A 23,067-nucleotide genomic window follows, 5' to 3' on the forward strand; every position below is an offset into this window, starting at 1 on the left:
TGCCTGTGCCCGGCATGTGGTTATTCTGTATGAGGTTGTTGCCGCTGGTGCGGCGAAAAAGTTCATTGGTTAGGAGGACTCTTATGCGATTCAGGACGTTACTGGCCGGTTCCGCCATGCTTGCCGCCTTGGCGGGATGCGCGACCGGCCAGATGGATGGACAGCCAGGCGAGGGCATGACGGCGGACGATGAGGTGACGACTTATCAGGGCACTCTGCCTTGCCGTAACTGTGCCGGTATCGACCTCAACGTGCAGCTGAAAGGTACCGAGCAGAGCCCGGCCGAGGAGCGAACCTTCGACCTGACCGCGAAATACCGGGAGCATCCGCAGAATCCGCCGGCGGAAAACTACGCGGGCCAGTGGGAAGTGCTTAACGGCACCGCCACGGATCCCCAGGCCACCGTGTATGAACTGACTCCGGACAACGAAGGTCAGATCTACTACTTCATGAAGCTCAACCAGAACACCCTCGAGCTGATCGACCCGCAGCGTCGACGCTTCCAGAACGGCGAAATGCTGCAACTCAAGCGCCAGTAAGCGTACAGGAAATCGATAGAGGCGGCCGCGAGCCGCCTTTGCGCTTTCTGAGCGGTAGGAAAAGTCGTTAATATTTGAATCACTCAGTCGGGAATCCAATTCATGGCCAAGGCGAAAAGCGCCTTCGTATGCACCGAATGTGGGGCGGAATATCGCAAATGGCAGGGCCAGTGCACGAGCTGCGGGGAATGGAATACCCTGAGCGAGGTACGCCTGACGCCGGCGCGACCGGGAGCGTCATCCGGTGCCGGACGCAGCGGCTATGCCGGCGGCGTCTCTTCTCGGGAGGTGGTCGACCTGTCGGCGGTGGATCTCACCGAAGTGCCGCGTTTTTCTTCCACCTTCGGCGAGTTCGATCGGGTGCTGGGGGGCGGCCTGGTGCCGGGCTCCGCGGTACTGTTGGGGGGCAATCCCGGGGCGGGCAAGTCTACCCTGCTGCTGCAGACCGCCTGCAAGCTGGCGCAGAGCAAGCAGGCGCTCTATGTCACCGGGGAGGAATCCCTTTCCCAGGTGGCCATGCGCGCTTACCGGCTGCAGCTGCCCACCCAAGGGTTAAAGATGCTCGCGGAGACCAGCGTCGAGACCATTCTCGGGGTGGCGGAGCGGGAGCGCCCGGCAGTGCTGATCATCGATTCCATCCAGACCATGCACTTGGAGGATATCGCCTCGGCCCCCGGCGGCGTCGCCCAGGTACGGGAATCCGCCGCGGCGTTGACCCGCTTTGCCAAGCAGACCAACACGGTGCTGCTGCTGGTGGGTCACGTCACCAAGGACGGCACCCTGGCCGGACCCAAGGTACTCGAACACATGATCGATGCCTCGCTCTTGCTAGAAGGTGGAGCGGACTCCCGCTTTCGCACCCTGCGCGGTCAGAAGAACCGCTTCGGCGCAGTCAACGAGCTGGGCGTCTTTGCCATGCTCGAGCACGGACTGAAGGAAGTGAAGAATCCTAGCGCCATCTTTCTGTCTCGCTCCGAGGAACAAAGCCCGGGCAGCCTGGTAATGGTGGTCTGGGAGGGCACCCGGCCGATTCTCGTCGAGGTGCAGGCGCTGCTTGACGAGTCCGCCTTGGGCAACCCCCGGCGGGTGGCGGTAGGGCTTGACCATAATCGTCTGGCCATGCTCCTGGCGGTGTTGCATCGTCACGGTGGACTCTTTACCGGCGACCAGGACGTGTTTCTCAACGTGGTGGGGGGCGTCAAGGTACTGGAGACCAGTGCCGACCTGGCGGTGCTGCTGGCGGTGGTTTCCAGCCTGCAGGCACGGCCCTTGCCCCGGGAGTTGGTGGTATTCGGCGAGGTGGGGCTCGCCGGGGAGATTCGCCCGGTCCCCAGCGGTCAGGAGCGTATCGTCGAGGCCGCCAAGCACGGTTTCACCCGCGCCATCGTGCCTAAAAGCAACGCGCCCAAGCAGGCGCCGAAGGGCATGGAAGTGATTGCGGTGACCAAGCTTTCCGAGGCCTTGGAAGCGCTCTGAGCCCTGTATAATCAACTTTCCGACAATTCCCGAGGAGAACGCGATGGGCGCCATTCGCCTGACTCAATACAGTCACGGAGCCGGCTGCGGCTGCAAGATCGCCCCGGATGTGCTCGATGGCATCCTGGCCAAGGCCGGTCCGGGAGCAGCCAATCGCCGGCTGATCGTCGGCAACCAGGGTCGCGAAGACGCGGCGGTCTTTGATCTGGAAGACGGCCGGGGCATGATCGCCACCACGGATTTCTTCATGCCCATCGTCGACGATCCCTTCGATTTCGGGCGCATCGCTGCCACCAACGCCATCAGCGATGTCTATGCCATGGGCGGCACCCCGGTCATGGCTCTGGGCATTCTCGGCTGGCCCCTGGACAAGCTTTCCGCGGAGATCGCTGGCGACGTGGTGGCCGGCGCCCAGGCGGTGTGCCGAGAGTTGGGTCTGGCCCTGGCGGGGGGACATTCCATCGACGCCCCGGAGCCGATCTTCGGTCTGGCGGTCAACGGTCTCGTCGCACTCGAGCATCTCAAGCTCAACAAGGGCGCCCAGGCGGGGGATCTGCTCTATCTGACCAAGCCGCTTGGGGTAGGCATGCTGACTACCGCGGAGAAGAAGGGCCTGATCGAGCCGGGTCATCAGAACCTGGCTCGGGAAACCATGCTGGTCGCCAACAAGATCGGCGTCGAGTTGGCCAGAATCAAGGGGGTGCATGCCATGACGGATGTGACCGGTTTCGGCCTAGCGGGGCACCTGAGCGAAGTCTGTAGCGCCAGCGGCGTGGCGGCGAAACTCGACTTCAAGCGCCTGCCGCGACTGGCGGAAGCGGAAGCTTACCGGCGCAGGGGCGCGGTGCCCGGGGGTACCGAGCGCAATCGCCAGGCCCTGGGCAAGTCGCTGCCGGCCATGGACGAGGCTCACTGGCAGTGGCTCTGCGATCCCCAGACCTCCGGTGGCCTGCTGTGCAGCGTGCATCCTTCCTGGGCGGACGACGTGGAGCGCGTCGGTCGAGAATTCGGTATCGATCTCCTGCCCTTCGGCGAGATCGTCGCCGCCAAGGGCACCGCCTTGATCGAGGTGCGGGGGTGAGCATCGAAGCGGATCCTCTGCTGGTCGAGCCGACGCTTGACTTACTAACCGCCAGACGGCGCTTGATCGATGTGCGGGCGCCGCGGGAATTTGCTCAGGGCGCGCTGCCTGGGGCGGTCAATCTGCCGCTGATGGACGACGAGGAGCGCCATCAGGTAGGCATCGCCTACACCCAGCAGGGCCAGGACGCCGCCGTTGCCCTGGGAGAGCGCCTCGTCAGCGGAGGTATCAAGAAATCGCGGATCGAAGCTTGGCGTCGGGAGCTCGAGTGTCATCCGGATGCGCTGATCTACTGTTTCCGTGGCGGACTGCGTTCGCAGATCGCCCAGCAGTGGCTGGCGGAAGCCGGTATCCGGCGACCGCGTATTCGTGGCGGTTGGAAAGCTCTACGTGGCGCCTTGCTGGCGCGTATCGACGCAGCTGCCAAACGTCCGCTGCTGCTGGTGGTCGGCGGCTTGACCGGCTGTGCCAAGACCGGGCTGATTGAAGCGCTCGACAACGGCCTCGATCTGGAAGGCTGCGCGAGGCACAAGGGCTCCGCCTTTGGACGCCACCCACTGCTGGGGCCTTCCCAGATCGACTTCGAGCACGCCATGGGGCTAGGTCTGCTGGAAATCGACGGCCCCTGTGTGGTGGAAGACGAATCCCGGCATATCGGCGCGGTCAATATTCCGCTGAACTTCTGGCAGAGCATGGTGGACGCCCCGCGCCTGCGGGTGGAAATGCCACTGGACTGGCGTCTGGAGCAGATTCGTCGAGATTATATCGACGATCTCTGGGCGATCTACTCCGGTCAGTTCGGTCCCTGGCTCGGCTGGGCCTTGATGCGCAAGCAGCTTTCCAGCGCCTTGGGAAGGCTTCGCAAACGCCTGGGCTCGGCGCGGCTAGCCCGGCTCCGACGGCTGCAGGAGTTGGCTTTCCGCGAGCATGAGCGCGGCAATTTCCTGGCGCATGAAGGCTGGCTGGCACCACTTCTGACGGAATATTATGATCCGCTGTATCGCCATCAGCAGGAAAGGCATCAGCGCACCTATCTGCATGTGGGCGACTGGCAAAGCTGCCTGGAGGCCGCCCGAGACTGGTCAAGTCGTCACGCTGGCTAGCCACTGCATCAGCAGTCGGTCGAGCAGCGGCGCCTGACGATCGAAGCGCTTGGGATCCTCGAGAATGATGGCATCGGATTGTACGTGGGGTGAGGCTGCTTTTTCGCTGGACGTCAGTGCGAGCATGGCGCCAGCACTTTGCGCGGTAGCTTCCAGGTGACACTGCAGGGCGATCACGCGCCCCGTGTCCCAGCTGAAGCCGAGCAGCGGGCTTGCGTCGCTGCCGCCCAAGGGCGAGGCATCTTCCGGCAGGCCGAAAATGTCCCGATGCCATAGCAGGGCTTCGAAGCATTCCGGCAGATCGAAGGGGCTATCTTCCGCCAGTTGAACGGTTTGCCAGCCGATTTCCGCATGGGTGCCCCTTGATACGATGGCGCCAAGCGCTTCGGCAATCAAGCGAGCGCCAAAGCCCAGGCCAAGCACCGGCTTGCCGCTTTTTAGCGCGCGATTCAGCAGTTTCTTCTCGCGCCTGAGCCAGTCCGGAGCGTCTTCGGTATCCAGATCCATGGAACCGTCGAGCAGCACCAGGCCGTCGCAGTCCTCGAGGCGAGGCGGCGATTCGTTCGCATAAAGAAGACAGCGGTTGTGACTGTGGCCCATGGACTCAAGCCAGTCTTCGAGTCGGGCGGCGTCCAGGGAGGGGGTGTGCTGTAGAAAGTAGATATGCATGATGCGCTTATCATGAATAAGCTAACCGGGAGTGTCCAGCCCGGTCGGGTTCACCCGCAGGAATTGTCATGGCAAAACACGAGCTTCTCGAGCAGATCTATACCATTGTCGCTCAGATCCCCGAGGGGCGGGTCACCACCTATGGGCGCATCGCCAGGATGACCGAGGGGGCCACGCCGCGCCAGGTGGGAAGCGCCATGCGTCATCTTCCCGCCGGCCACGAGCTGCCCTGGCATCGGGTGATCAATGCCGGCCGCCGCATCACCGAGCACGGCGGTGCTGCCCGACAGCGAGAAAAGCTGCGGGCGGAAGGCATCGTCTTCGGTGCCAATGGGCGGGTAGACGCACAGCTGCTTTGGCCTTGAGCGTTTTTTTACCAAGGAAACATCGTCATGTTCCAATTCGACAGGGCGTTCGACGCTCGCCTCGACCGGCTCAACCCACGCCAGCGCCTGGCCTTCATGGCGGCGCTCTGTGAGCGGCTGTGGCCCAACTACGCGCTGTATGTCCAGACCACCGGTCACGGCGACGCGAGTGCCTTGCGCAGCATCCTGGCGCTTTTGTGGGAAAGTCTCGCAGTCAAGCAGGCGAGAATCGACTTCGAGCGGCAGGCGGAAAAGCTTGCCCAGCTCGAACCGCCGGCGAAGGACGACAGTTTCGGTGCGCGACGTGCGCTGGAGGCGGTCACGGCGCTTGCCGCGGCTTTGGATACCCTGCGCGGCGAGGCGCCGGAGGCGATTCATGAAGTGAGCCTGGCATCCCGAGGCGGGGTGCGTGCCTTTATCGAGCTTACAGAAGGCGAGGAAGACGAGACTCGCCTGACGGCGCTGGTACAGGAGCATCCGCTGATGGCGGATGAACGAAACTTCCAATGGGCAGTGCTGGAAACCCTCGAAGAGAATTCGCTGGATGGCGATACGCGCAAGGCGCTGCGCCAGTTGGGACGTAACGAAGGCGTCAGTAATCTGGGGCTGAGTCTGGACTGAAGATTAGCTTAAAAACGCAGCCCGGCAATCAGCATGAATCCCGCATTACCGAACAGTATCACGTCCGATTCGAGGCGACCCCAGCGAACGCCGATGCTGGGCAGGGCAGCGGGAGCGATGCCGAAGCGGTTGAAAGGAATCTTGTCGCGATATTCGCCCCGATAGCCATGCAGTAGCCCCGCGGTCAGCTTGCCGCGAATGGTGACTCCGTTACCGTTCGTCCAGAAGGGAAATTCCCTGCCGGCATAGAGATAGACGGTTGCCTGATTGAAGGAGTTCTTGAGGCGGGCTCCACCGGCAAGCCAGCGATCGGTGCTGTGCAGTTCCAGGCCAATCAACTGCTGGTTGTTGGTGTGCTCCGGCTTGCGGCTGAAGTGGCGAGTATAGAGGCTGGTCTGTATCAAGGCATGGCTGAATTCCAGCGGTGAGCGCGAAGTTCTCGCGTTGGATGAGTCCGCCAGACTCAGGGGCGCGGAGCCGAGCAACAGACTCGTCGAGAGGACAAGTGCACCGAATTTTCGTTGCCGAGATCTCAAGAAACCTCCTGACATTTACAGGCGCATCTCGATACCGCGCTCCGCCATATAACGCTTGGCCTCGGGAATGCTGTATTCACCGAAATGAAAGATGCTGGCGGCCAGTACCGCGTCCGCGCCGCCCTGGGTCACGCCTTCCACCAGGTGATTCAGATTGCCGACGCCGCCGGAGGCGATGATCGGCACGCTTACCGCGTCGCTGATGGTGCGGGTCAGCGCCAAATCGAAGCCGGACCGGGTGCCGTCGCGGTCCATGCTGGTCAGCAACAGTTCTCCGGCGCCCAGTTCGACCATTTTGCGCGCCCATTCCACCGCGTCCAGGCCGGTAGTCTTGCGCCCGCCGTGGGTGAAGATTTCCCAGCGCAGCGCTTCGTCAGGCTGGGAAACCTGCTTGGCGTCGATGGCCACCACGATGCACTGGCTGCCGAAGCGCTGGGCGGCTTCCTCGACGAGTGCCGGACGGTGCACCGCGGCAGTATTGATCGAGACCTTGTCCGCGCCGGCGTTGAGCATGGTGCGGATATCGTTGCAGCTGCGAATACCACCCCCCACGGTCAAGGGGATGAACACTTCCCCGGCGATCTGGCTGACCATTTCGACGGTGGTGTTCCGGGCCTCGTGGCTGGCGGTGATGTCCAGAAAGGTGATTTCATCCGCGCCCTGGGCGTTATAGCGCTTGGCGATTTCCACCGGATCGCCCGCGTCGCGGATGCCGACGAAATTGACGCCCTTGACCACGCGACCGGCGTCCACGTCGAGGCAGGGAATGATGCGTTTGGCCAGTGCCATGCCTAGCTCCTTGTGCTCTTATCGCGGTTTTGGTCGTCGTTGACGCTCAGGTTGTCGCAGAGCCGCTGTGCCGTCGCCAGGTCCAGGGTGCCTTCGTAGATGGCTCGTCCGGTAATGGCGCCGAGGATGCCGTCATCGGCTACCGCCGCCAGGGCTCGCAGGTCGTCCAGGTTGGTGACGCCGCCGGAGGCGATGACCGGCAGGCCACCGTCTCGTGCCAGGGCCGCGGTGGCCTCGACATTGACGCCGGACATCATGCCGTCTCGGGCGATATCTGTATAGACGATGGCAGAGACGCCGTTGTCCGCGAAGCGCCGGGCCAGGTCGGTGGCCTTGAGGGTCGAGACTTCTGCCCAGCCGTCCGTGGCGACGAAGCCGTCCCGGGCATCCAGTCCGACGATCACGTGTCCGGGAAACTTGCGGCAGGCCTCGCCGACGAAAGCGGGTTCCTTGACCGCCTGGGTGCCGAGGATCACATAGGACACCCCGGCGCTCAGATAGTGCTCGATGGTATTCAGGCTGCGGATACCGCCGCCGATCTGGATGGGCAGGTCCGGGTAGGCGCGAGCGATGGCGGTCACCGCGTCGCCGTTGACCGGTTTGCCTTCGAAGGCGCCGTTGAGATCCACCAGATGCAGGCGACGCGCGCCAGCCTCGACCCAGCGCGCCGCCATGGCTACCGGGTCGTCGCCGTAGGTGGTGGAATCCTCCATGCGGCCCTGCTTGAGGCGGACGCACTGGCCGTCCTTGAGATCGATGGCGGGAATCACCAGCATATTTGTATCCTTGTAAGCGCGGTCTCGAGCGCGTTGAGCAGTTGGCGCACCGTCGGGCGCTTTGAGTAGTTAGCGTGACCAGCGCGGCTTCGGGCGCTATAAAAAGTGGCGCTATAAAAAGCGGACGCTGTAATCAGGGCGCCCAGTTGACAAAGTTTTCCAGCAGGCGCAACCCGGCGTTCGCGCTTTTTTCCGGATGAAACTGGGTGGCGAATACCGTATCCCGACCAATGGCCGCATGCGCCTCGATCTCGCCGTAACGGGTGGTGCCGAACACCGTGGCATCCCGGGCGGCCTGCACATAATAGCTGTGCACGAAATAGAAGCGGGTGTCGTCCTCGATGCCTTGCCATAGCGGATGATCATGACGCTGGCGCACCTGGTTCCAGCCCATATGCGGGACCTTCAGGCGCTTGCCCGAAACATCAGTAGCCCCATCGGGAAAGCGTTTGACCCGCCCCGGCAGATAGCACAGACATTCGACGCCTTCATTCTCCTCGCTGTACTCGAGCAGCATCTGCTGGCCGACGCAAATCCCCAGCAAGGGCTTGGCGGCATTCCTCAGCAGCTCCTGCACCAGGCCCTTGAGATCGCTACGTTCGAGCTCGCTCATGCAGTCGCGGATGGCTCCCTGGCCGGGCAGTATCAGCCGGGTCGCCCCACGAATGCGGCGCGGATCCCGGGTGATGACCACCCGTTCATAGGTAACGTGCTCCAATGCCTTGGCCACGGAGTGCAGGTTGCCCATGCCATAGTCGATGACGGCAATGGTCATGCCAGGCTCCTTCTCATATAGAAATTGCCAGTTATGTAAAGAACGCTCGCGAAGGCAGGATGCTGGAGGATCGAGTTCATAGGCTGCCCTTGGTGGAAGGCATCTGGCCCGCCATGCGCGGATCTTCCGCCACCGCCATGCGCAGGGCGCGCCCGAAGGCCTTGAAGATGGTTTCTGCCTGATGATGGGCGTTGAAACCCTTCAGATTATCGATATGCAGCGTCACCTTGGCATGATTGGCAAAGCCTTGGAAGAACTCCCAGAACAGTTGAGTGTCGAGATTGCCAAGGCTTGCACGAGTGAATTCGACGTTCATGAAGAGCCCGGGACGGCCAGAAAAGTCGATCACCACGCGAGACAGTGCCTCATCCAGCGGCACATAGGCATGGCCGTAGCGCTGAATGCCGCGCTTGTCGCCGATGGCTTCAGCGAAGGCCTGGCCCAGGGTAATGCCGAGATCCTCGACGGTGTGATGAGCGTCGATATGCAGATCGCCCACCGCTTTGATGTCCAGGTCGATCAGGCCGTGTCGAGCCACCTGATCGAGCATGTGATCGAGAAAGGCCACCCCGGAGTCGCAGCGAAACTCGCCCTGACCATCGAGATTAACGCTCGCGGTGATCCGGGTTTCCTGGGTATCGCGAGAAATCGTGGCGCTACGCTTGACCATGCTGGCTAAACTCCTGGCAGAAGGCGCGGAAAGTATGTCACTACACGTATGTCATTACATCGTTCGACGTACAGGTTTATCGAAAACACCTGGGCTAGTGAAAGCGCTCGAGCTATCGAACCCGCTATTATAGTGAATCGCCAAGGCTATCCGCTACAATGCCGGATCATCATATCAATCATCGGCAAGCGGCCTGCTTTCCGGCCAGGGATGGAGACCCACATGCCAGTAACCTTGCGAAAGGTCGATCACGCTTCCTGGAAAGCGGATGCCCAGACGGCCCGGGATCTGATTCGGATCTACGCTGACGTGCCGCCCCGGTGCTTGCCCTTGGCAACGGAGGCTTATATTCGTCGCCATCTGGAAACCGGCGGCATCTTCTGCTGCGCCCACTTCAACGATCGGCTGCTGGGGGCGGTGGCGGTGAACAGGACATCGGATGCCTGGTGGATGGCGAACTTCTGCGTGCGCAAGTCCACCCGGCGACGCGGGGTGGGTTCGCGCCTGCTGGCCCTGGTGGGAGAAGCTGCCGCCAATGACGACTGCGTGCTGCGGGTGAGCCTGGCGGGGCTCGAGATGAGCGATCAGCTGCTGCTGGCTCGCTTGGGCTATCGGCTGGTGGAAGCCGGCGACTATTACGAATTCGATCCCAAGGCGTCCCGGGGAGACAGACAATGAAGGTAGTGCTGCGAACGCTATTGGCGATACTGGGTATTCTCGGACTGGTCGTGGTAGGGGTAGTGGTCTACGTCACGACCTTTCTCGACCCCAACGACCTGAAGCCGCGTCTGGTTCAGGTAGTGCGAGAGGAAAGCGGGCTGGAACTGAGTCTCGACGGGCCGCTTTCCTGGTCCTTCTATCCGCGCCTGGGAGTTAGCGTGACGGACGCCCGGGCGTATCTCCCCAAGCAGCCGGAAGACGATTTGCCCTTTGCCGCTTTCGACAAGGCGGAAATCAGTCTTGCCTTCGCGTCACTGCTCTCCGGTGATCTCGCCATCCAAGGGCTGACCCTCGACGGCATGCGTCTCAATCTACTGCGCGGGCCGCGGGGCAAAGGGAATTGGGAGGTTCTGCTGGAGCGCCTGGATGATCCGGAAGACGCCATGCAGCCGGAGCCAGGGGATGCGACCGGCGGGGAAGGCAATGGCGAGGAGCCCGGTAGCTCGGTGGCGGTGGATCTCGACATCGCTAGCGTTCAGGTCACCAACGGGACTGTACGCTATCGAGACTTCCAGCAGGGGCATGAACTGCGTATCGATAAGTTCAATGCGACCGGCACCAACGTCAATCCAACTAAATCCTTTCCGGTAAAATCGACCTTTCAACTGCTGGACTATGACGGTACCGGCAAGGCAGCCGCAGGGGAACCCCCCAGCCTGACCAGCGATGTCAGTCTGAACGGTCGAGTGAAGCTGGGACTGGACGATGGGCGCTATCTCGTCAACGACCTGGCGCTTGACGCCGAAACGCAGCTGGCGACGCTTGCCAAGCAGCCCCAGCAGTTGAAGCTGCGTATCAAGGAACTGGAAGCGGATCCTGGAATTCAGCAATACCGCCTCAAAGGTGGCGATCTCGATGTGGGGATCACGCATCCGGCCCTGGGCGAAAAGCCCATGCCGCTGTCCTTGAGCTTTGACGCGGAGGCGGATCTCGCCGAACAGGAAGCGCAGCTGCAGGAATGGCGTTTGACCGGTGAAAACAGCCTGCAGCTCAGCGGCTCGCTCAGCGCGCAGGGTCCCTGGGATTCTCCCAATTACGAAGGCCAGGTCGAACTTGCGTCGCTTTCCTTGCGCAAATGGCTGGAACGTTTCACCAAGCTTCCGCCCATGGCGGACGATGACGCGCTCAAGGAGGTTGCCTTTACCAGTCCATTCGAAGGCAATCTCGATCAGGTGATGCTCAACAACCTGACTCTGCTGATAGACGATACGACGCTGACCGGACAGATGACCGCCGGCTTGAGCGGAAACCTGCTGCACTTCGACCTGCAGGGCGATGACCTCGACGTGGATCGCTATCTGCCGCCGGCCATCGCGGAATCCTCGGATCCCAAGACCGCGCTTCTGAAGCTTTTCGGCTTGGCTCCCGCCTGGGCGATAGGCGCGGAAGAAGCGTCTTTGCTGCCGGTGGATTGGCTGGCTGTTCTGAACCTGGATGGTAAGCTGAGCCTGGGGCAGTTTACGCTGGCAGGGCTTGCGCTGGAGGATGTCGACATGGCGCTGAAGGGAAGCGATGGCCGTTTGGCGCTTGAGCGTCTTGCCAGTCGCTTCTACGACGGTGAGCTTTCCGCCAGCGGCGGGCTGGATCTACGTCAGGAACCGGTACGCTGGCGGCTGGCGCCGGTGCTTAAGCAGGTGGATATCGAGGCGCTGATCGAAAGCCAGCAGGAGCAGCCTTCGCCCCTGCGCGGGCGCCTGGCCCTCGATGGCGAAGTCACCACCCAAGGCAATGCGCTTTCGCGCATGAAGCGCAATCTCAATGGGCGCCTGAAGATGAATATTCAGGATGGCGCCATGCTGGATACCAATATTTCTCAGGAGTTATGTACCGCCGTTGCCATGCTCGACGGTGAGAAGACTCAGCGTGAATGGAGTAACGATACCCAGTTCGATCGCGCTCAGGCCACGCTGGACATTCGTGATGGCGTGATCTTCAACGACGATCTGGCAATCAGTATTCCCGGCATCGCTCTCGGCGGTAAAGGCCAGCTCGACCTGACCTCCAGTCGCTTCAGCTATCAGGCGGCGGCGCGATTCGTCGATACCGCGGACGTGGTCTGCAAGGTCAATCCAAGGCTGACCAAGGTACCCTTGCCGGTGGCCTGCGAAGGCGAACTGGGTGGCGACACCAGCGAGTGGTGTCACTTCGATCAGAAAGCCTTTGCAAAAGCGGTAGGCGAGCTGGCCAAGGACGAAGTCACGAAAAAGGCCAAGGAAAAGGTCGAGGGGCGTCTCGGCGAAGCCTTGGAAGGCCTGGACGAGCGGCTGGGAAAAGAAACCCCCGGGGAACTTCGCGACAAGATTCGCGGTCTCTTTCAGTGATACACAATCCAGTCCCTGCGCCGGCCCACGTCGGCGCTTTTTTATGCTCATCAGAAAACCTCGCGCAACGGTTTCTTTATGCCTGAACTCCTGACGACCTCCGGCAACATCGCGCTAACTCCGGCAACTTTCCAGCATCGACTGCTGGAATGGTACGACCGCCACGGTCGCAAGACCCTGCCTTGGCAGCAGGACAAGGCGCCTTACCGAGTGTGGGTGTCGGAAATCATGCTGCAGCAGACCCAGGTAGCGACGGTGATCGACTACTACCGGCGCTTCATGGCGCGATTTCCCGATGTTCATGCTCTGGCGGCGGCCAGCCAGGACGAGGTACTGCATCTGTGGACCGGCCTAGGCTATTACGCCCGAGGCCGCAACCTGCACAAGGCCGCGCAAATCCTGGTAGAACGCTATGGGGGGGAATTTCCGGTGCATAGCCTCGAAGCCATGACCGCGCTACCGGGAATCGGGCGTTCCACCGCCGGCGCCATCATCGCCATCAGTACCGGACAGCGCGGAGTGATCCTCGATGGCAATGTGAAGCGCGTGCTGGCCCGGCTGCACGCGGTCGCTGGCTGGCCGGGAAAACCCGCGGTGGAGCGCGAGCTCTGGCGGCTGGCGGAGCGCTACACCCCGGATGAACGTCTGGATGATTATTCCCAGGCGATCATGGATCTGGGCGCGACCCTATGCAAGCGAGGCACGCCCAGTTGCCTGTTTTGCCCCTTCGAGGACGTCTGCCTGGCTCATGCACAAGGCGAAGAGCGGCGTTTTCCCGAGTCGAAACCCAGAAAAGTCTTGCCGGAACGCCAGACCATCATGCTGCTGCTGCGCAACGAGGAGGGCAGGCTGCTGCTCGAGCAGCGTCCCGGCGCGGGGATTTGGGGCGGCCTATGGTGCTTTCCCCAGTTCGACGATCGTGAAGCGCTCTCGCGCTGGATTGACGCGAAGGCGCCAGGGGCAATACTGGAGCCGGCCTGGAACTCGTTCGCGCATACCTTCAGCCACTTCCGCCTGCATATTGTTCCCCAGCCGGCACGCTGCAAGCGGACAGGGCATGTCTCGGAAGTGGATACGCTCTGGTATGATTCCGCCCGGCCTGCCAACATCGGTCTGGCGGCCCCGGTCAAGCAGTTGCTGAACGCCTCGAGACCATTTGCCGCTCAACCCTCTTTTTGATTTCAGGAGCCCTTGTCATGAGTCAGACTGTTTTCTGTCGCAAGTACCAGCAGGAACTCGAGGCCTTGCCGTTTCCTCCCCTGCCGGGCCAGAAAGGACAGGAAATCCAGGCCAGCGTATCGAAAAAGGCCTGGGAAGAGTGGCAGACGCTGCAGACCCGCCTGATCAACGAAAAGCACTTGAGCCTGCTGGACCCAGATACGCGAATCTACCTGATGGAGCAGATGGAGCGTTTCCTGGACAATCGAGAAACCGACCAGGCGGAAGGCTACGTTCCACAAAACTCCTGAAGTTAAGCGTCTTACAAAGTGGTCGCCAATCTGCGGCCAACTTTTTGAATTGAAAAGCCTTGACGCTGTGAGGTCTTTTTAGTTAAATACCTCGCGTTGGCAGGGGGCCAGATAGCTCAGTCGGTAGAGCAGAGGATTGAAAATCCTCGTGTCGGCGGTTCGATTCCGTCTCTGGCCACCACAATTGCTGGGGTATAGCCAAGTGGTAAGGCACCGGTTTTTGGTATCGGCATTCCCAGGTTCGAATCCTGGTACCCCAGCCACGCCAACTCTCTCCTCGCGGTATTCACCGCCTTCGGCAGCTTACCGATCCCACTGCCGGCATAGCTCAGTTGGTAGAGCAACTGACTTGTAATCAGTAGGTCCCGGGTTCGACTCCTGGTGCCGGCACCAGTTTTCAGTTGAAAGAGCATAGACAGTTAGCGTATAGACGAAAAGCGGTAGAGCGTTACCAGTCAACTTCAGGCCACATCGCTGGTTTCGGTACCAAGGCTCCACCTTTTTTTCTAGCCCTTTCCCGGTTGTATGTAGCCAAGAAGCCTCTGCACTCGTTCCATTTCCTAATTGGGCGAGGTGCAGTGATATGCGTGTTTCCGCAACGGTTTGCTCCAAGGGTGGCGTCGGCAAGACCACCGTCACCGCCAATCTGGGCGGGCTACTGGCCGATGCCGGCCTCCGGGTGCTGCTCATCGACCTGGACTCCCAGCCGACCCTTTCCTCCTATTATGAGCTGTCACAGCCGGCCCCCGGCGGAGTGTACGAGCTGCTCGCCACCGAGCTGGTCGACCTCGACCAGATCATCTCCCGGACCTCCCTCCCCCAGCTCGACATCATCGTCTCGAACGACCATCGGAATCAGTTGCAGCAGTTGCTGCTCAACGCCCCCAACGGTCGCTTCCGCCTGATCGGGCTGCTCGATCGCTTCGCCGATCGCTACGACGCCATCCTCATCGATACCCAGGGCGCGCGCTCGATCCTCCTCGAGATGGCCGTGCTCGCCGCCGATCACCTCGTCTCGCCGATCGTCCCGGAACTGCTCACCGCCCGCGAATTCGTGCGCGGCACCCAAGGGATGCTGGAAGAGCTGCGTGAGCTCGCCAAGTACACACGCTTTGGCGTCCCGCCGGTGTCGATCCTGCTCAACAAGATGACGGATCGGTTGAAGGATGCCCGCGAGATCGCCGACAGCATCCGCCGTATGTATGCCGACGTCGAGGATCACGGCATCCGCGTCCTCGATTCCCCGCTGGTCAATCTGTCGGCGTATCGTGCGGCGGCGTTACAGGGTCTGCCGGTACACCGCGTCGAGCCGCGCAAGCCGTCGGGGCGCAAGGCGCCGGCCTGCGCCGACCAGGTGAAAGCCGTAGCGGCCGAGATCTATCCCGAATGGGCCGAGGCGATTCATGCCGTGGACGCGACCCGCCCCAACGCCAAGCCAGGCGCCGGCACGTCGGAGGTGGGTCATGTCCACTGAGACCTACACAGCGGTGCCTGCCGAGGCCGAAGCGTTAGGACTGCTGCCCCCGCACAGTATCGAGGCGGAACAGTCCACGCTGGGTGCCTTGATGTTGGCCAACGACAAATGGGACGACATCGGCGAAATCGTCACCGCCGAGGCGTTCTATCGTGTCGAGCATCGCCGCATCTTCGCGGCCATGGCCGAACTCGCCCACGACGACAAGCCCCTGGACGTGGTGACGCTCTCCGAGCTGCTGGATCGGCAGGGGCATCTTGAATCCGTCGGCGGACTGGCCTATCTGGCCGAGCTGGCCCGCAACACGCCCGCGGCGACGAACATCGTGGCCTATGCCGACATCGTGCGCGAACAGCAGCGTCGCCGACAGTTGGCCCACATGGGCCGCGAGCTCAGCCAGCAGGCGCTGGATGGCCATCAGCCCAGCCCCGCCCTGATCGAGGCGACCGAGCGGCAGCTGTTCGCGCTGGCTGAGAATCGACAATCTCAGGCTTCCGACCTTCGTGCGGCGCTGACCGGGACCATCGATACGATCGATCGCGCCTTCCATGCCAAGGGCGGCATTACCGGCACCCCCACCGGCTACAAGGACCTGGATGAACTCACCTGCGGCTGGCAGGCATCCGACCTGATCGTCATCGCCGGACGGCCCGCCCAGGGCAAGACGACGCTGGGCATGAACCTGGTCGAGAATGCCTTGCTCAACATGACAGGCGACACCGAGCAGGCCACTGCTCCCGTCTTCGTTTTCTCGCTCGAGATGCCCGAAGAGCAGCTGATGCTGCGCCTGATGGCCAGCATGGGGCGTCTCGACCTGAGCCAGCTACGCTCCGGGCAGCTCGACGATCCGGAATGGGCCAAATTGACGCTCGCCACCAACCGGATACTGGGTTTTGAGGATCGTCTGTTCATCGATGATTCCAGCGGACTCTCGGCAACGTCGCTGAAATCCCGCGCCCGACGCTTGATGCGCCGTCACGGCCAGCCGGCGCTCATCCTCATCGACTACCTCCAGCTGCTCATCGAGCCAGGCTGCGAGAACCGCAACAACGAGATTGCGGCGATCTCGCGCATCCTCAAGGCCATGGCCAAGGATCTCGGTTGCCCGGTCATTGCGTTGTCGCAGCTGAATCGGGGTCTGGAGACCCGCCCCAACAAGCGCCCCTGCATGGCCGATCTACGCGACAGCGGCGCCGTGGAACAGGATGCCGACGTGATCGGCTTCGTCTACCGCGATGAAATGTATCACCCGGACAACCCCGACAACCAGGGACTCGCCGAGCTCATCATCGCCAAGCAACGCAATGGGCCGACCGGCACGGTGCATCTGGCGTTTCTGGGGAAACACACGCGCTTCGAGTCGCTGGCGTGGACGCACGATGCCACCCGTGGGAGGTGATCGCCATGTATTACTTCGGTATCGACAACCATGACCGATGTTACATCATTCACGCCGATCGGCTGGATACGTTTCAGCGCGGCAGGATCGAGCAGCTGAGTCGTCGCGAGCGGCGCTTCGCCATGCTCGAAGGCCATCTGCTGAAAAGGTGCTTCGCCGTGTACCAGACGTCCTGGCCGAAACGTCGCTCGGGATCCCTCACGTCGACGGGAGGTGTGTCATGAAACAGGTCGGCTACATCGTCACCGTGACCGGACGCCACTTCCATCTGGAGGCGCCGACCTTCGACATGGTCGCGCCCTACGACATCGCCCATGCTCTGGCGCAGCTGTGTCGCTTCGGAGGACATACCCGCGTCCACTACAGCGTGGCGCAGCACAGTGTGCTCGCCAGCCACCACGTACCCCGGGAACATGCCTTGGCGGCATTGCTTCATGACGCCACCGAAGCCTACCTCGGCGATGTCGTGACGCCCTTGAAGACGCTGTTGCCGCTCTATCGACATATCGAGGCGCAGGCTTGGGCCGCCATCTGCGAGCGCTTCGGGCTGAGCGAAATCCTGCCCGCCAGCGTCAAGCGTATCGATCTGGCGCTGCTGGCGACGGAGCGCCGCGATCTGCTCGTGGATCACGGCGCGCCCTGGCCCTGCCTGACCGGCGTGATGCCGCTATCCGAGACGATCGTTCCCTGGTCCGCCGAGGAGGCAAGGCAGCTTTTTCTCGCCCGACTGGATGAACTGCTGATGCGGCGCCGACAGGCCCGCAAGGCGTGTGCGGCATGAACGGTCTCATCCTACTCTTTCTTCTCGTCATGCGAGGAGGTGCGTCATGACCAAGCTACTTCGCGGCAACAAGGGTATCGAACGCGTCATCCGCTACGCCAGGGCTCATGATTGGCACGTCGAGCGCACTCGCGGCGGTCATATTCGCTTCGTCAAGGCCGGTTGTCCGCCGGTATTCACCGGCTATTCCCCCAGCGACGCACGCGCCGAGAAGAACGCGCTGGCACGCCTGCGTCGGGTACAACGACATGAGGAGGGCGAGACATGACTGACTACCGCGATAACACACTTGGCACTCTTAGTCCGAGGGCGCGAGGGTTGCTGGCCGATCTGATGCAGCCCATGGCCACTTACAGGCCGATCTACGATCTGTCCAACTGCACGCGGCATTGGTACCTCGCCCACCAAGCGTTTCCTGGCTTGCGAGGTCCGTGCGAATTGACGGTCGATCAGATGATCGTTCTCAACGGTGACGTGCGAGATGTCCTTGAGTACCTCGGTATCACCCCGGACTGGATTCGTCAGCGATTAGAAGGACTGTCACCCAGTGATGTTGCAAATCCCCGGTCGGGCCAGGAGTGATGCCATGAAACACATTCTTGACTTTCAACCACTCAACGTCCGTGGATATCAAGTCACTTTTGAAACCCACGTACTCGCCTTGTCTGGGAATCACGGGGGGCTCACTCAACGTGAACAGAAGATGTCGCGCGCGCTTGAGAATATCGATGCCTTCTCTCCTGCCATCGCTGGTTTCCAGTTCGTAATTGACACGATAGACAAATTCCGGCGTTTCCGTCATGTCGGGCCTCCTGTGGCCAATAGCTTGAAGTTCGCTTTGTCAGAGCCTCTTCAACCTACCACGGGATACGCCCGGCACCCTTTCGCTGCAATGATGCCCAATCGGATCTTTCGTAAGAACGATCGCCGCGATGATTGGAAGACTACGGTGAACGGCGTTGAGGCCGGGCGGCATGCATGTCTGCCTACCGGGATCGAGCTGGCACGTCAGGAGGCACTGATTCCATGACTAGGATTCTGAACTTTCCCGTGCGTGAGGCGCATGGCATTGACATGGAGCGGTATCTGACGGCCCAGGAATGTCTGGCCTTTGGCCAGAGCGATCCCTTTGCCCACTGGACCAAGGCGCTGGACAAGTGGTTTGCCAAGCATCCTCGGGCACGCAACAGGCGCAACGACGTGCTTCGCCTGCTCTTGGCCGATACCTGGCTGGTCTTCCACATGGCCTGTGACCGGTCCAACCGTCTGGAGATGCAGCTCCATCACAATCTGCGCTGGACACAGCTCCAATACCATAATTTGAGCGACTTCGAGCTGCTGGTAATCGTCAATGACAACCTGGTCGATCTGCGCCGGGACCTGGTTGAACTATCTCGGCAGCATTCCTCGCAAGGACGCACCGATCCTGACCTGCTTGGAATCGTTCAAGGCATCGATCGCCTGAACCAGCGGCTGGACCGTCTCTTCGATCCCGAATCTCACGCTTCGCGGCAGCCGGAGTGGACATCATGAGCAAGTATTCCATTACCCCCGATGCAATCGCGGCCAAGCTGAACCAGCCCGGGCCGAAGTTGATGACCCAGCCCATCGATCGGCTGCCGGCTCCCACGACCGAGCAGTCGATATCGCTGACGCTGGAACAGTTACGACCCTACGATCGCAATCCGCGGACACATCACAACCCCAAGTATGACGAGATTCGCGAGTCGATCCGTGCCGTTGGCCTCAAGCAGAAATTGAGCGTCACCCAGCGCCCGGGCGACGATCGCTACATGATCTCCGACGGGGGCAACACTCGACTGGCCATCCTGAACGAGCTGTACGAGGAGACCGGTGACGAGCGTTTCTTTCATCAGGATTGCCACTTCATGCCGTGGCAGGGCGAGATCAACGTGCTTGCCGGCCACCTGGCCGAGAACGACAACCGGGGCCAGCTCAGCTGGATCGAGCGCGCTCGCGGGATCTTTGAGGCCAAGCGGATGATCGAGGACGAGGCGGGTGAGCGAATCTCTCAACGTGAGTTGACTCGTAGACTCAAGTCTCTCGGCTTTTCCATCAGTCTCAGTAATATTTCCAAAATGCTTTATACGATCGAGCATTTCCTGCCCACGCTCCCCTTGACACTGGATAGCGGGATGGGGCGGCCGCAGATCGAGAAGTTGATCGCCTATCGCCAGTTCTGCGAGGAGTGCTGGGAGCGCTGCCGCGACCACTGGAAAGCTCACGCCGATGATCTCGGCGAAGGCGAGCGCTGGGCGATCTGCGTGGTCGACGGCGACTTCGCCCAAGCCTGGCATGACGAGATGATCCAGCTCGACCATGACGGTCAGACCGAGTTTCGCTGGAACATCGTCGAGGACCGGCTCAAGGGCATGCTCCACGACCATACCGGGCTGCACTTCAACCCGATCGACATGGCCTGGAAGAACTGGTTCACCGTGCGCAAGTACGGGCGTTCGGCGAGCGAGGAAGAACGTGCCGATGTCTGGACCACGGTCGATGCCGAGCTTGAGCGGTTGCGCCATCCCCAGGAACGCCACCTTTACCCGCCCAAGGAGGATGGTTCACTCAAGACCAGTAAGACGGCAGGAACGCACTCGCTGCCATCTTCTGGCAATACCGATATCGAGGGTGACGCGGGCAAGAAGGGTGGCAACAAGGGAGAGGGGGATAGCAGTGATCGGACGGGGCCGGCCTTCGAGAACGGTAGCACCGATCAGCCCCCGCAGACGCCTCGGAAGCCCGATGAGTCGGGCGTACCTACCGCTGGGGGCGTCGACGAATCGATCGAGATGAAGACCATGCGCGCCCAGCTCGAGGAGCTTGAGCAGCGCAACGCCGAACTGGAAGCGCAGTCCCCGCAGGCGCCGGTGGCGTCGAGTGTCGATGGCCACGATGGCGGTGCCGAGGACTTCGGGGGGCTGCTGGATGCCGACGGGGTCATGCGGGAGCACAGTCCACAACCGGCCCGCTCGCTCAAGGAGCAGGACACCCTGATCGATGACCTGACGCTGTCGCCCTACGAGGAGACGGAGGGCCATCGGCAGCTGCGCCATATGATGGCCCGCGAACACGGCGAGGAAGCGATCGACTTCGAGGCGGCGGCGCTCAAGAGCGTGCCGTTGATGTCCGGCGGCCCCGTCGCCCCGATCACCGATCTCTGGCATGTGCCGACCTGGCGTCGTAACGCCCGCGACCTGCGCATGCAGATCGGCGAGGTCGTTCAGGCGCTGGCGGGATGGGCCGAGATCGAGGCCAGCGGCTTGAGCGACGTGATTCGCCTAAATGCCCGTGAGGGGCTGGGGTTTGAACTCGGTCCGCTGGGCGATAACCCGAGTCGCCGCGCCCAGCTCGTTTGGCAGCTGCTCGCTGGTTTCCTGGGCGACATCGATCCGAGGTTGCCGGCCGATATCTCGCTACTCGGAGAACTGATCGGCAGTTGCGGTACGGATAGCGATGTTCGCCTGCCCGATGGACTGTTCATTCGCGTGTTCTGGCTGACCCGCCTGATTCGGGTATTGCGCGACACACTCGACAATGCTGAGAGGGAATCGCAATGACCACGCCACAGCTCAATCATGCCTTGTTCAATCAGGCCCTCGTGCTGATTCGCGAGGGCGACATGCGCCGGGCACGGGCGCTGGGATTCAGCAACGAGGAGCTTCAGCGCCTGAGCCGTCTGCGCGCCTGCGAGATTGAAGCGATGATTCACGAGTTTCCCGCCGTGGCGCGATTCGAGCTCGACCACGGGATTTTCAAGGCGGCGCTGCGGCGCATTGAGCGCGATCAGGATCGCGACGGCCTCGTCGATCACTGCATCCGCCATGGGGCCAGTGTCCAGATGCTCGGCGCCTTCTTCGGGCTGACGCCTAACGACTGTTCCGCGCGGCGCACCCTGTTGGGGGTGCCGAGCCGGCAGGGCCGTCTGCCGATGCCGGAAGAGTCGGTCGAGGTCGCGGCCTGGCATCGCTGGCAAACGATCAGCGACGACCCGGCGAGCCCCGCCGCGAGCGAGGATATTCGCGGCATGCTGGTACTCGCCGAAGAACTGTCGTTGCCGCTGGCCGTGGTCTGGACGCTGATCAAGCAGTGGACCACGCCGGAGCAGGCTCGTCGGGAGATTCTGCCGAGTGAAGACGAGGGCGCACTGCGTGAAGGAGTGGTGTGATGAAAAACTTTGACGTGCTCATTGGGCGCGCGGCGTCTTCCCTGACCCAGCGTCGAGGTGATACCTCAGGCTCGAACGTCGCGGAAGACGCGCTCGATGGCCTACTGTTCATGGGCAATCCCCACGAAACCGTGCCACGGGCGCTGTTGCTCGACCAGCGCCTGGGCGCGGTCGATGTGCTGGGTTGGCAGGTGATCCGGCTACTGTCGAATGCCGACCGCACGACGGCGTTTCCCACCTATGACGAACTGGAGCCGCTGCTCCGCTCGGGCGCGGGACAGAAGGCGTCACGTAAAACCGTCGCGCGCGTGATCGCGATCTTGCGCCTCACGCGCTGGATGTCGCTGGGCATGAAGGCCCGCAATACCACCAATGGGCGCATGATCGGCAACATCTATGTGCTGCACGATGAACCTCTGGCCCCCGCCGAAGCACTCTCTCTGGATCACGAGTACATCGAGTACGTCATCCACTGTATCCGGCACGGCAACAAGACGGTGGCCAGGGTCGCCAGCCTGGTCAAGGAAGAGCTGGCCAATGGTGGAGTTCTTGAGATACCCACGCGTCTGGAGGTGATTGATCAGCGGGCCGACAGGCAGCGGCGTGGCGAGTTTCCAGAGGAAACTCAGGTCGAAGCGCCCCAGTTCCCTATGGAAACTCAGGCAAGTTTTCCTAGTTCCCCATGGGAACTCAGGCAGTTTCCGGACGAGATCAAGCCCAGTTTCCAGCGGAAACTCATGCCAGAATCAACCACTTACGGCCCAGTTTCCAGCGGAAACTCAGATACTACAGTACGTAGTTATACAAACAGTGTATGTAAAACCACCGCGCGCGAGGAAACCGACAGGCCATTGATCTGGTCCTGGCCGCTCGAGCTGACCAGTGACGAACGCGAGTCGGTTTCGTTCATGCTCACCGGGCTGTCGAACGAGGTCCAGCAGGCGGTGCTCGACGAAACTGCCGGTCGTCTCGAGGCAGGCAAGGTGAAAAGCACCATGGCCTTCCTGCACACGCTGGCCAAGCGGGCTGCATCGAACACGTTCCAGGCGACGCATTTTGGGCATGGCGTTGCAGACAAGCGCCACGGTGTGCCGGTAGGCACCAAGGCGTCTAGCGATGATGTCAAGGTCGTGCCGACCGCCCATGCGACCGAGGGCAGTGAGGATGGCGCCCCTGGCATCGCCTCGACACATGCCTCGAGGAACGCCGACCCTCAGCCGCTTTCGGCGGAAACCGAGGAAGCGCGAAGGCGACTGTTCAAGCGCCTGGGGTTGCGCCGTTAAATGTTTGAAATCGTATTTAACATTTCCGGTG

The 23,067-nt window shown here is 61.7% G+C and carries 27 protein-coding genes and 3 tRNA genes; 24 read left to right on the forward strand and 6 right to left on the reverse strand.

What is annotated here, in order from left to right; genetic code table 11:
* The first annotated feature begins 83 nt into the window (after positions 1-83).
* The 4 genes from FGL86_RS05520 (at position 84) to mnmH (ending at position 4,199) form a co-directional block, all read left to right on the forward strand.
* Entirely contained in the window at positions 84-539 is a 456-nt protein-coding gene (locus tag FGL86_RS05520) for a copper resistance protein NlpE N-terminal domain-containing protein (protein ID WP_147183652.1), read from the forward strand.
* 102 nt (positions 540-641) lie between these two features.
* Positions 642-2,015, forward strand: a complete 1,374-nt coding sequence (radA, locus tag FGL86_RS05525; protein ID WP_147183653.1) for a DNA repair protein RadA — start codon at positions 642-644, stop codon at positions 2,013-2,015.
* Positions 2,016-2,058: 43 nt separating this feature from the next.
* The gene (selD, locus tag FGL86_RS05530; RefSeq protein ID WP_147183654.1) at positions 2,059-3,096 is read left to right on the forward strand and encodes a selenide, water dikinase SelD; all 1,038 of its coding nucleotides are present in this window, start codon (positions 2,059-2,061) and stop codon (positions 3,094-3,096) included.
* 2 nt (positions 3,097-3,098) lie between these two features.
* Entirely contained in the window at positions 3,099-4,199 is a 1,101-nt protein-coding gene (mnmH, locus tag FGL86_RS05535) for a tRNA 2-selenouridine(34) synthase MnmH (protein ID WP_246131785.1), read from the forward strand.
* On the opposite strand, the gene FGL86_RS05540 is transcribed toward mnmH, so the two are convergent.
* Complete coding sequence (locus tag FGL86_RS05540) at positions 4,179-4,868, reverse strand: type 1 glutamine amidotransferase (RefSeq protein WP_147183655.1); 690 nt, start codon at positions 4,866-4,868, stop codon at positions 4,179-4,181. The genes mnmH and FGL86_RS05540 overlap by 21 nt on opposite strands.
* 68 nt (positions 4,869-4,936) lie before the next feature.
* Between FGL86_RS05540 and FGL86_RS05545 the strand changes: the two genes are divergently transcribed.
* Both FGL86_RS05545 and FGL86_RS05550 read left to right on the forward strand, forming a co-directional pair.
* Positions 4,937-5,233, forward strand: coding sequence for an MGMT family protein (locus tag FGL86_RS05545; protein ID WP_147183656.1), 297 nt, complete (start codon positions 4,937-4,939; stop codon positions 5,231-5,233).
* Between the two features lie 27 nt (positions 5,234-5,260).
* Positions 5,261-5,854, forward strand: coding sequence for a YjaG family protein (locus FGL86_RS05550; protein ID WP_147183657.1), 594 nt, complete (start codon positions 5,261-5,263; stop codon positions 5,852-5,854).
* Between the two features lie 8 nt (positions 5,855-5,862).
* On the opposite strand, the gene FGL86_RS05555 is transcribed toward FGL86_RS05550, so the two are convergent.
* The 5 genes from FGL86_RS05555 to hisB form a co-directional block, all read right to left on the reverse strand.
* Complete coding sequence (locus FGL86_RS05555) at positions 5,863-6,390, reverse strand: hypothetical protein (protein ID WP_246131736.1); 528 nt, start codon at positions 6,388-6,390, stop codon at positions 5,863-5,865.
* A 15-nt stretch (positions 6,391-6,405) separates the two neighbouring features.
* Complete coding sequence (hisF, locus tag FGL86_RS05560) at positions 6,406-7,179, reverse strand: imidazole glycerol phosphate synthase subunit HisF (protein ID WP_147183659.1); 774 nt, start codon at positions 7,177-7,179, stop codon at positions 6,406-6,408.
* 2 nt (positions 7,180-7,181) lie between these two features.
* Complete coding sequence (gene hisA, locus FGL86_RS05565) at positions 7,182-7,955, reverse strand: 1-(5-phosphoribosyl)-5-[(5-phosphoribosylamino)methylideneamino]imidazole-4-carboxamide isomerase (protein ID WP_147183660.1); 774 nt, start codon at positions 7,953-7,955, stop codon at positions 7,182-7,184.
* A 133-nt stretch (positions 7,956-8,088) separates the two neighbouring features.
* Positions 8,089-8,730: an imidazole glycerol phosphate synthase subunit HisH gene (gene hisH, locus FGL86_RS05570; RefSeq protein ID WP_147183661.1), complete on the reverse strand. Its 642-nt coding sequence runs from the start codon at positions 8,728-8,730 to the stop codon at positions 8,089-8,091.
* Between the two features lie 76 nt (positions 8,731-8,806).
* Positions 8,807-9,400, reverse strand: a complete 594-nt coding sequence (hisB, locus tag FGL86_RS05575) for an imidazoleglycerol-phosphate dehydratase HisB (RefSeq protein WP_147183662.1) — start codon at positions 9,398-9,400, stop codon at positions 8,807-8,809.
* 222 nt (positions 9,401-9,622) lie between these two features.
* Here hisB and FGL86_RS05580 point away from each other — a divergent pair, with 222 nt between their 5' ends.
* The 18 genes from FGL86_RS05580 to FGL86_RS05665 all read left to right on the forward strand — a co-directional run bounded on the left by FGL86_RS05580 (position 9,623) and on the right by FGL86_RS05665 (position 23,036).
* Positions 9,623-10,078 (forward strand): acetyl-CoA sensor PanZ family protein, encoded by a 456-nt coding sequence (locus FGL86_RS05580; RefSeq protein ID WP_147183663.1) that lies wholly within the window; start codon positions 9,623-9,625, stop codon positions 10,076-10,078.
* Positions 10,075-12,441 (forward strand): AsmA family protein, encoded by a 2,367-nt coding sequence (locus tag FGL86_RS05585; protein ID WP_147183664.1) that lies wholly within the window; start codon positions 10,075-10,077, stop codon positions 12,439-12,441. Before FGL86_RS05580 ends, FGL86_RS05585 begins: the two co-directional genes overlap by 4 nt.
* Before the next feature lie 78 nt (positions 12,442-12,519).
* Positions 12,520-13,620, forward strand: a complete 1,101-nt coding sequence (gene mutY / locus FGL86_RS05590) for an A/G-specific adenine glycosylase (protein WP_147183665.1) — start codon at positions 12,520-12,522, stop codon at positions 13,618-13,620.
* A 17-nt stretch (positions 13,621-13,637) separates the two neighbouring features.
* Positions 13,638-13,910: an oxidative damage protection protein gene (locus FGL86_RS05595; protein ID WP_147183666.1), complete on the forward strand. Its 273-nt coding sequence runs from the start codon at positions 13,638-13,640 to the stop codon at positions 13,908-13,910.
* Positions 13,911-14,015: 105 nt separating this feature from the next.
* A tRNA-Phe gene (locus FGL86_RS05600) sits at positions 14,016-14,091 on the forward strand.
* A gap of 7 nt (positions 14,092-14,098) precedes the next feature.
* Positions 14,099-14,173 (forward strand) — tRNA-Gln (locus FGL86_RS05605).
* A 54-nt stretch (positions 14,174-14,227) separates the two neighbouring features.
* A tRNA-Thr gene (locus tag FGL86_RS05610) sits at positions 14,228-14,303 on the forward strand.
* Between the two features lie 190 nt (positions 14,304-14,493).
* The gene (locus FGL86_RS05615) at positions 14,494-15,384 is read left to right on the forward strand and encodes a ParA family protein (RefSeq protein ID WP_147183667.1); all 891 of its coding nucleotides are present in this window, start codon (positions 14,494-14,496) and stop codon (positions 15,382-15,384) included.
* Positions 15,374-16,783 carry a replicative DNA helicase gene (gene dnaB / locus FGL86_RS05620; protein ID WP_147183668.1) on the forward strand — a complete coding sequence of 470 codons (1,410 nt, stop codon included), beginning with the start codon at positions 15,374-15,376 and terminating at the stop codon, positions 16,781-16,783. Before FGL86_RS05615 ends, dnaB begins: the two co-directional genes overlap by 11 nt.
* A gap of 5 nt (positions 16,784-16,788) precedes the next feature.
* Positions 16,789-17,007: a hypothetical protein gene (locus FGL86_RS05625; RefSeq protein ID WP_147183669.1), complete on the forward strand. Its 219-nt coding sequence runs from the start codon at positions 16,789-16,791 to the stop codon at positions 17,005-17,007.
* On the forward strand, positions 17,004-17,564 hold the full coding sequence (locus FGL86_RS05630; RefSeq protein WP_147183670.1) for an HD domain-containing protein: 561 nt from the start codon (positions 17,004-17,006) through the stop codon (positions 17,562-17,564). The genes FGL86_RS05625 and FGL86_RS05630 overlap by 4 nt, the downstream gene beginning before the upstream one ends.
* A 46-nt stretch (positions 17,565-17,610) precedes the next feature.
* Complete coding sequence (locus FGL86_RS05635; RefSeq protein WP_147183671.1) at positions 17,611-17,832, forward strand: type II toxin-antitoxin system HicA family toxin; 222 nt, start codon at positions 17,611-17,613, stop codon at positions 17,830-17,832.
* Positions 17,829-18,146, forward strand: coding sequence for a hypothetical protein (locus FGL86_RS05640; RefSeq protein WP_147183672.1), 318 nt, complete (start codon positions 17,829-17,831; stop codon positions 18,144-18,146). The genes FGL86_RS05635 and FGL86_RS05640 overlap by 4 nt, the downstream gene beginning before the upstream one ends.
* A 4-nt stretch (positions 18,147-18,150) precedes the next feature.
* Positions 18,151-18,594 (forward strand): hypothetical protein, encoded by a 444-nt coding sequence (locus FGL86_RS05645; RefSeq protein ID WP_147183673.1) that lies wholly within the window; start codon positions 18,151-18,153, stop codon positions 18,592-18,594.
* The gene (locus FGL86_RS05650) at positions 18,591-19,097 is read left to right on the forward strand and encodes a hypothetical protein (protein WP_147183674.1); all 507 of its coding nucleotides are present in this window, start codon (positions 18,591-18,593) and stop codon (positions 19,095-19,097) included. Before FGL86_RS05645 ends, FGL86_RS05650 begins: the two co-directional genes overlap by 4 nt.
* Positions 19,094-21,145 (forward strand): ParB family protein, encoded by a 2,052-nt coding sequence (locus FGL86_RS05655; protein WP_147183675.1) that lies wholly within the window; start codon positions 19,094-19,096, stop codon positions 21,143-21,145. Before FGL86_RS05650 ends, FGL86_RS05655 begins: the two co-directional genes overlap by 4 nt.
* Positions 21,142-21,753 (forward strand): DUF2857 domain-containing protein, encoded by a 612-nt coding sequence (locus FGL86_RS05660; protein ID WP_147183676.1) that lies wholly within the window; start codon positions 21,142-21,144, stop codon positions 21,751-21,753. Before FGL86_RS05655 ends, FGL86_RS05660 begins: the two co-directional genes overlap by 4 nt.
* Positions 21,753-23,036 carry an STY4528 family pathogenicity island replication protein gene (locus FGL86_RS05665; protein WP_147183677.1) on the forward strand — a complete coding sequence of 428 codons (1,284 nt, stop codon included), beginning with the start codon at positions 21,753-21,755 and terminating at the stop codon, positions 23,034-23,036. The genes FGL86_RS05660 and FGL86_RS05665 overlap by 1 nt, the downstream gene beginning before the upstream one ends.
* The last annotated feature ends 31 nt before the right edge of the window (positions 23,037-23,067 follow it).

The sequence above is a fragment of the Pistricoccus aurantiacus genome, assembly GCF_007954585.1.
GTDB classification, from domain to species: domain Bacteria; phylum Pseudomonadota; class Gammaproteobacteria; order Pseudomonadales; family Halomonadaceae; genus Pistricoccus; species Pistricoccus aurantiacus.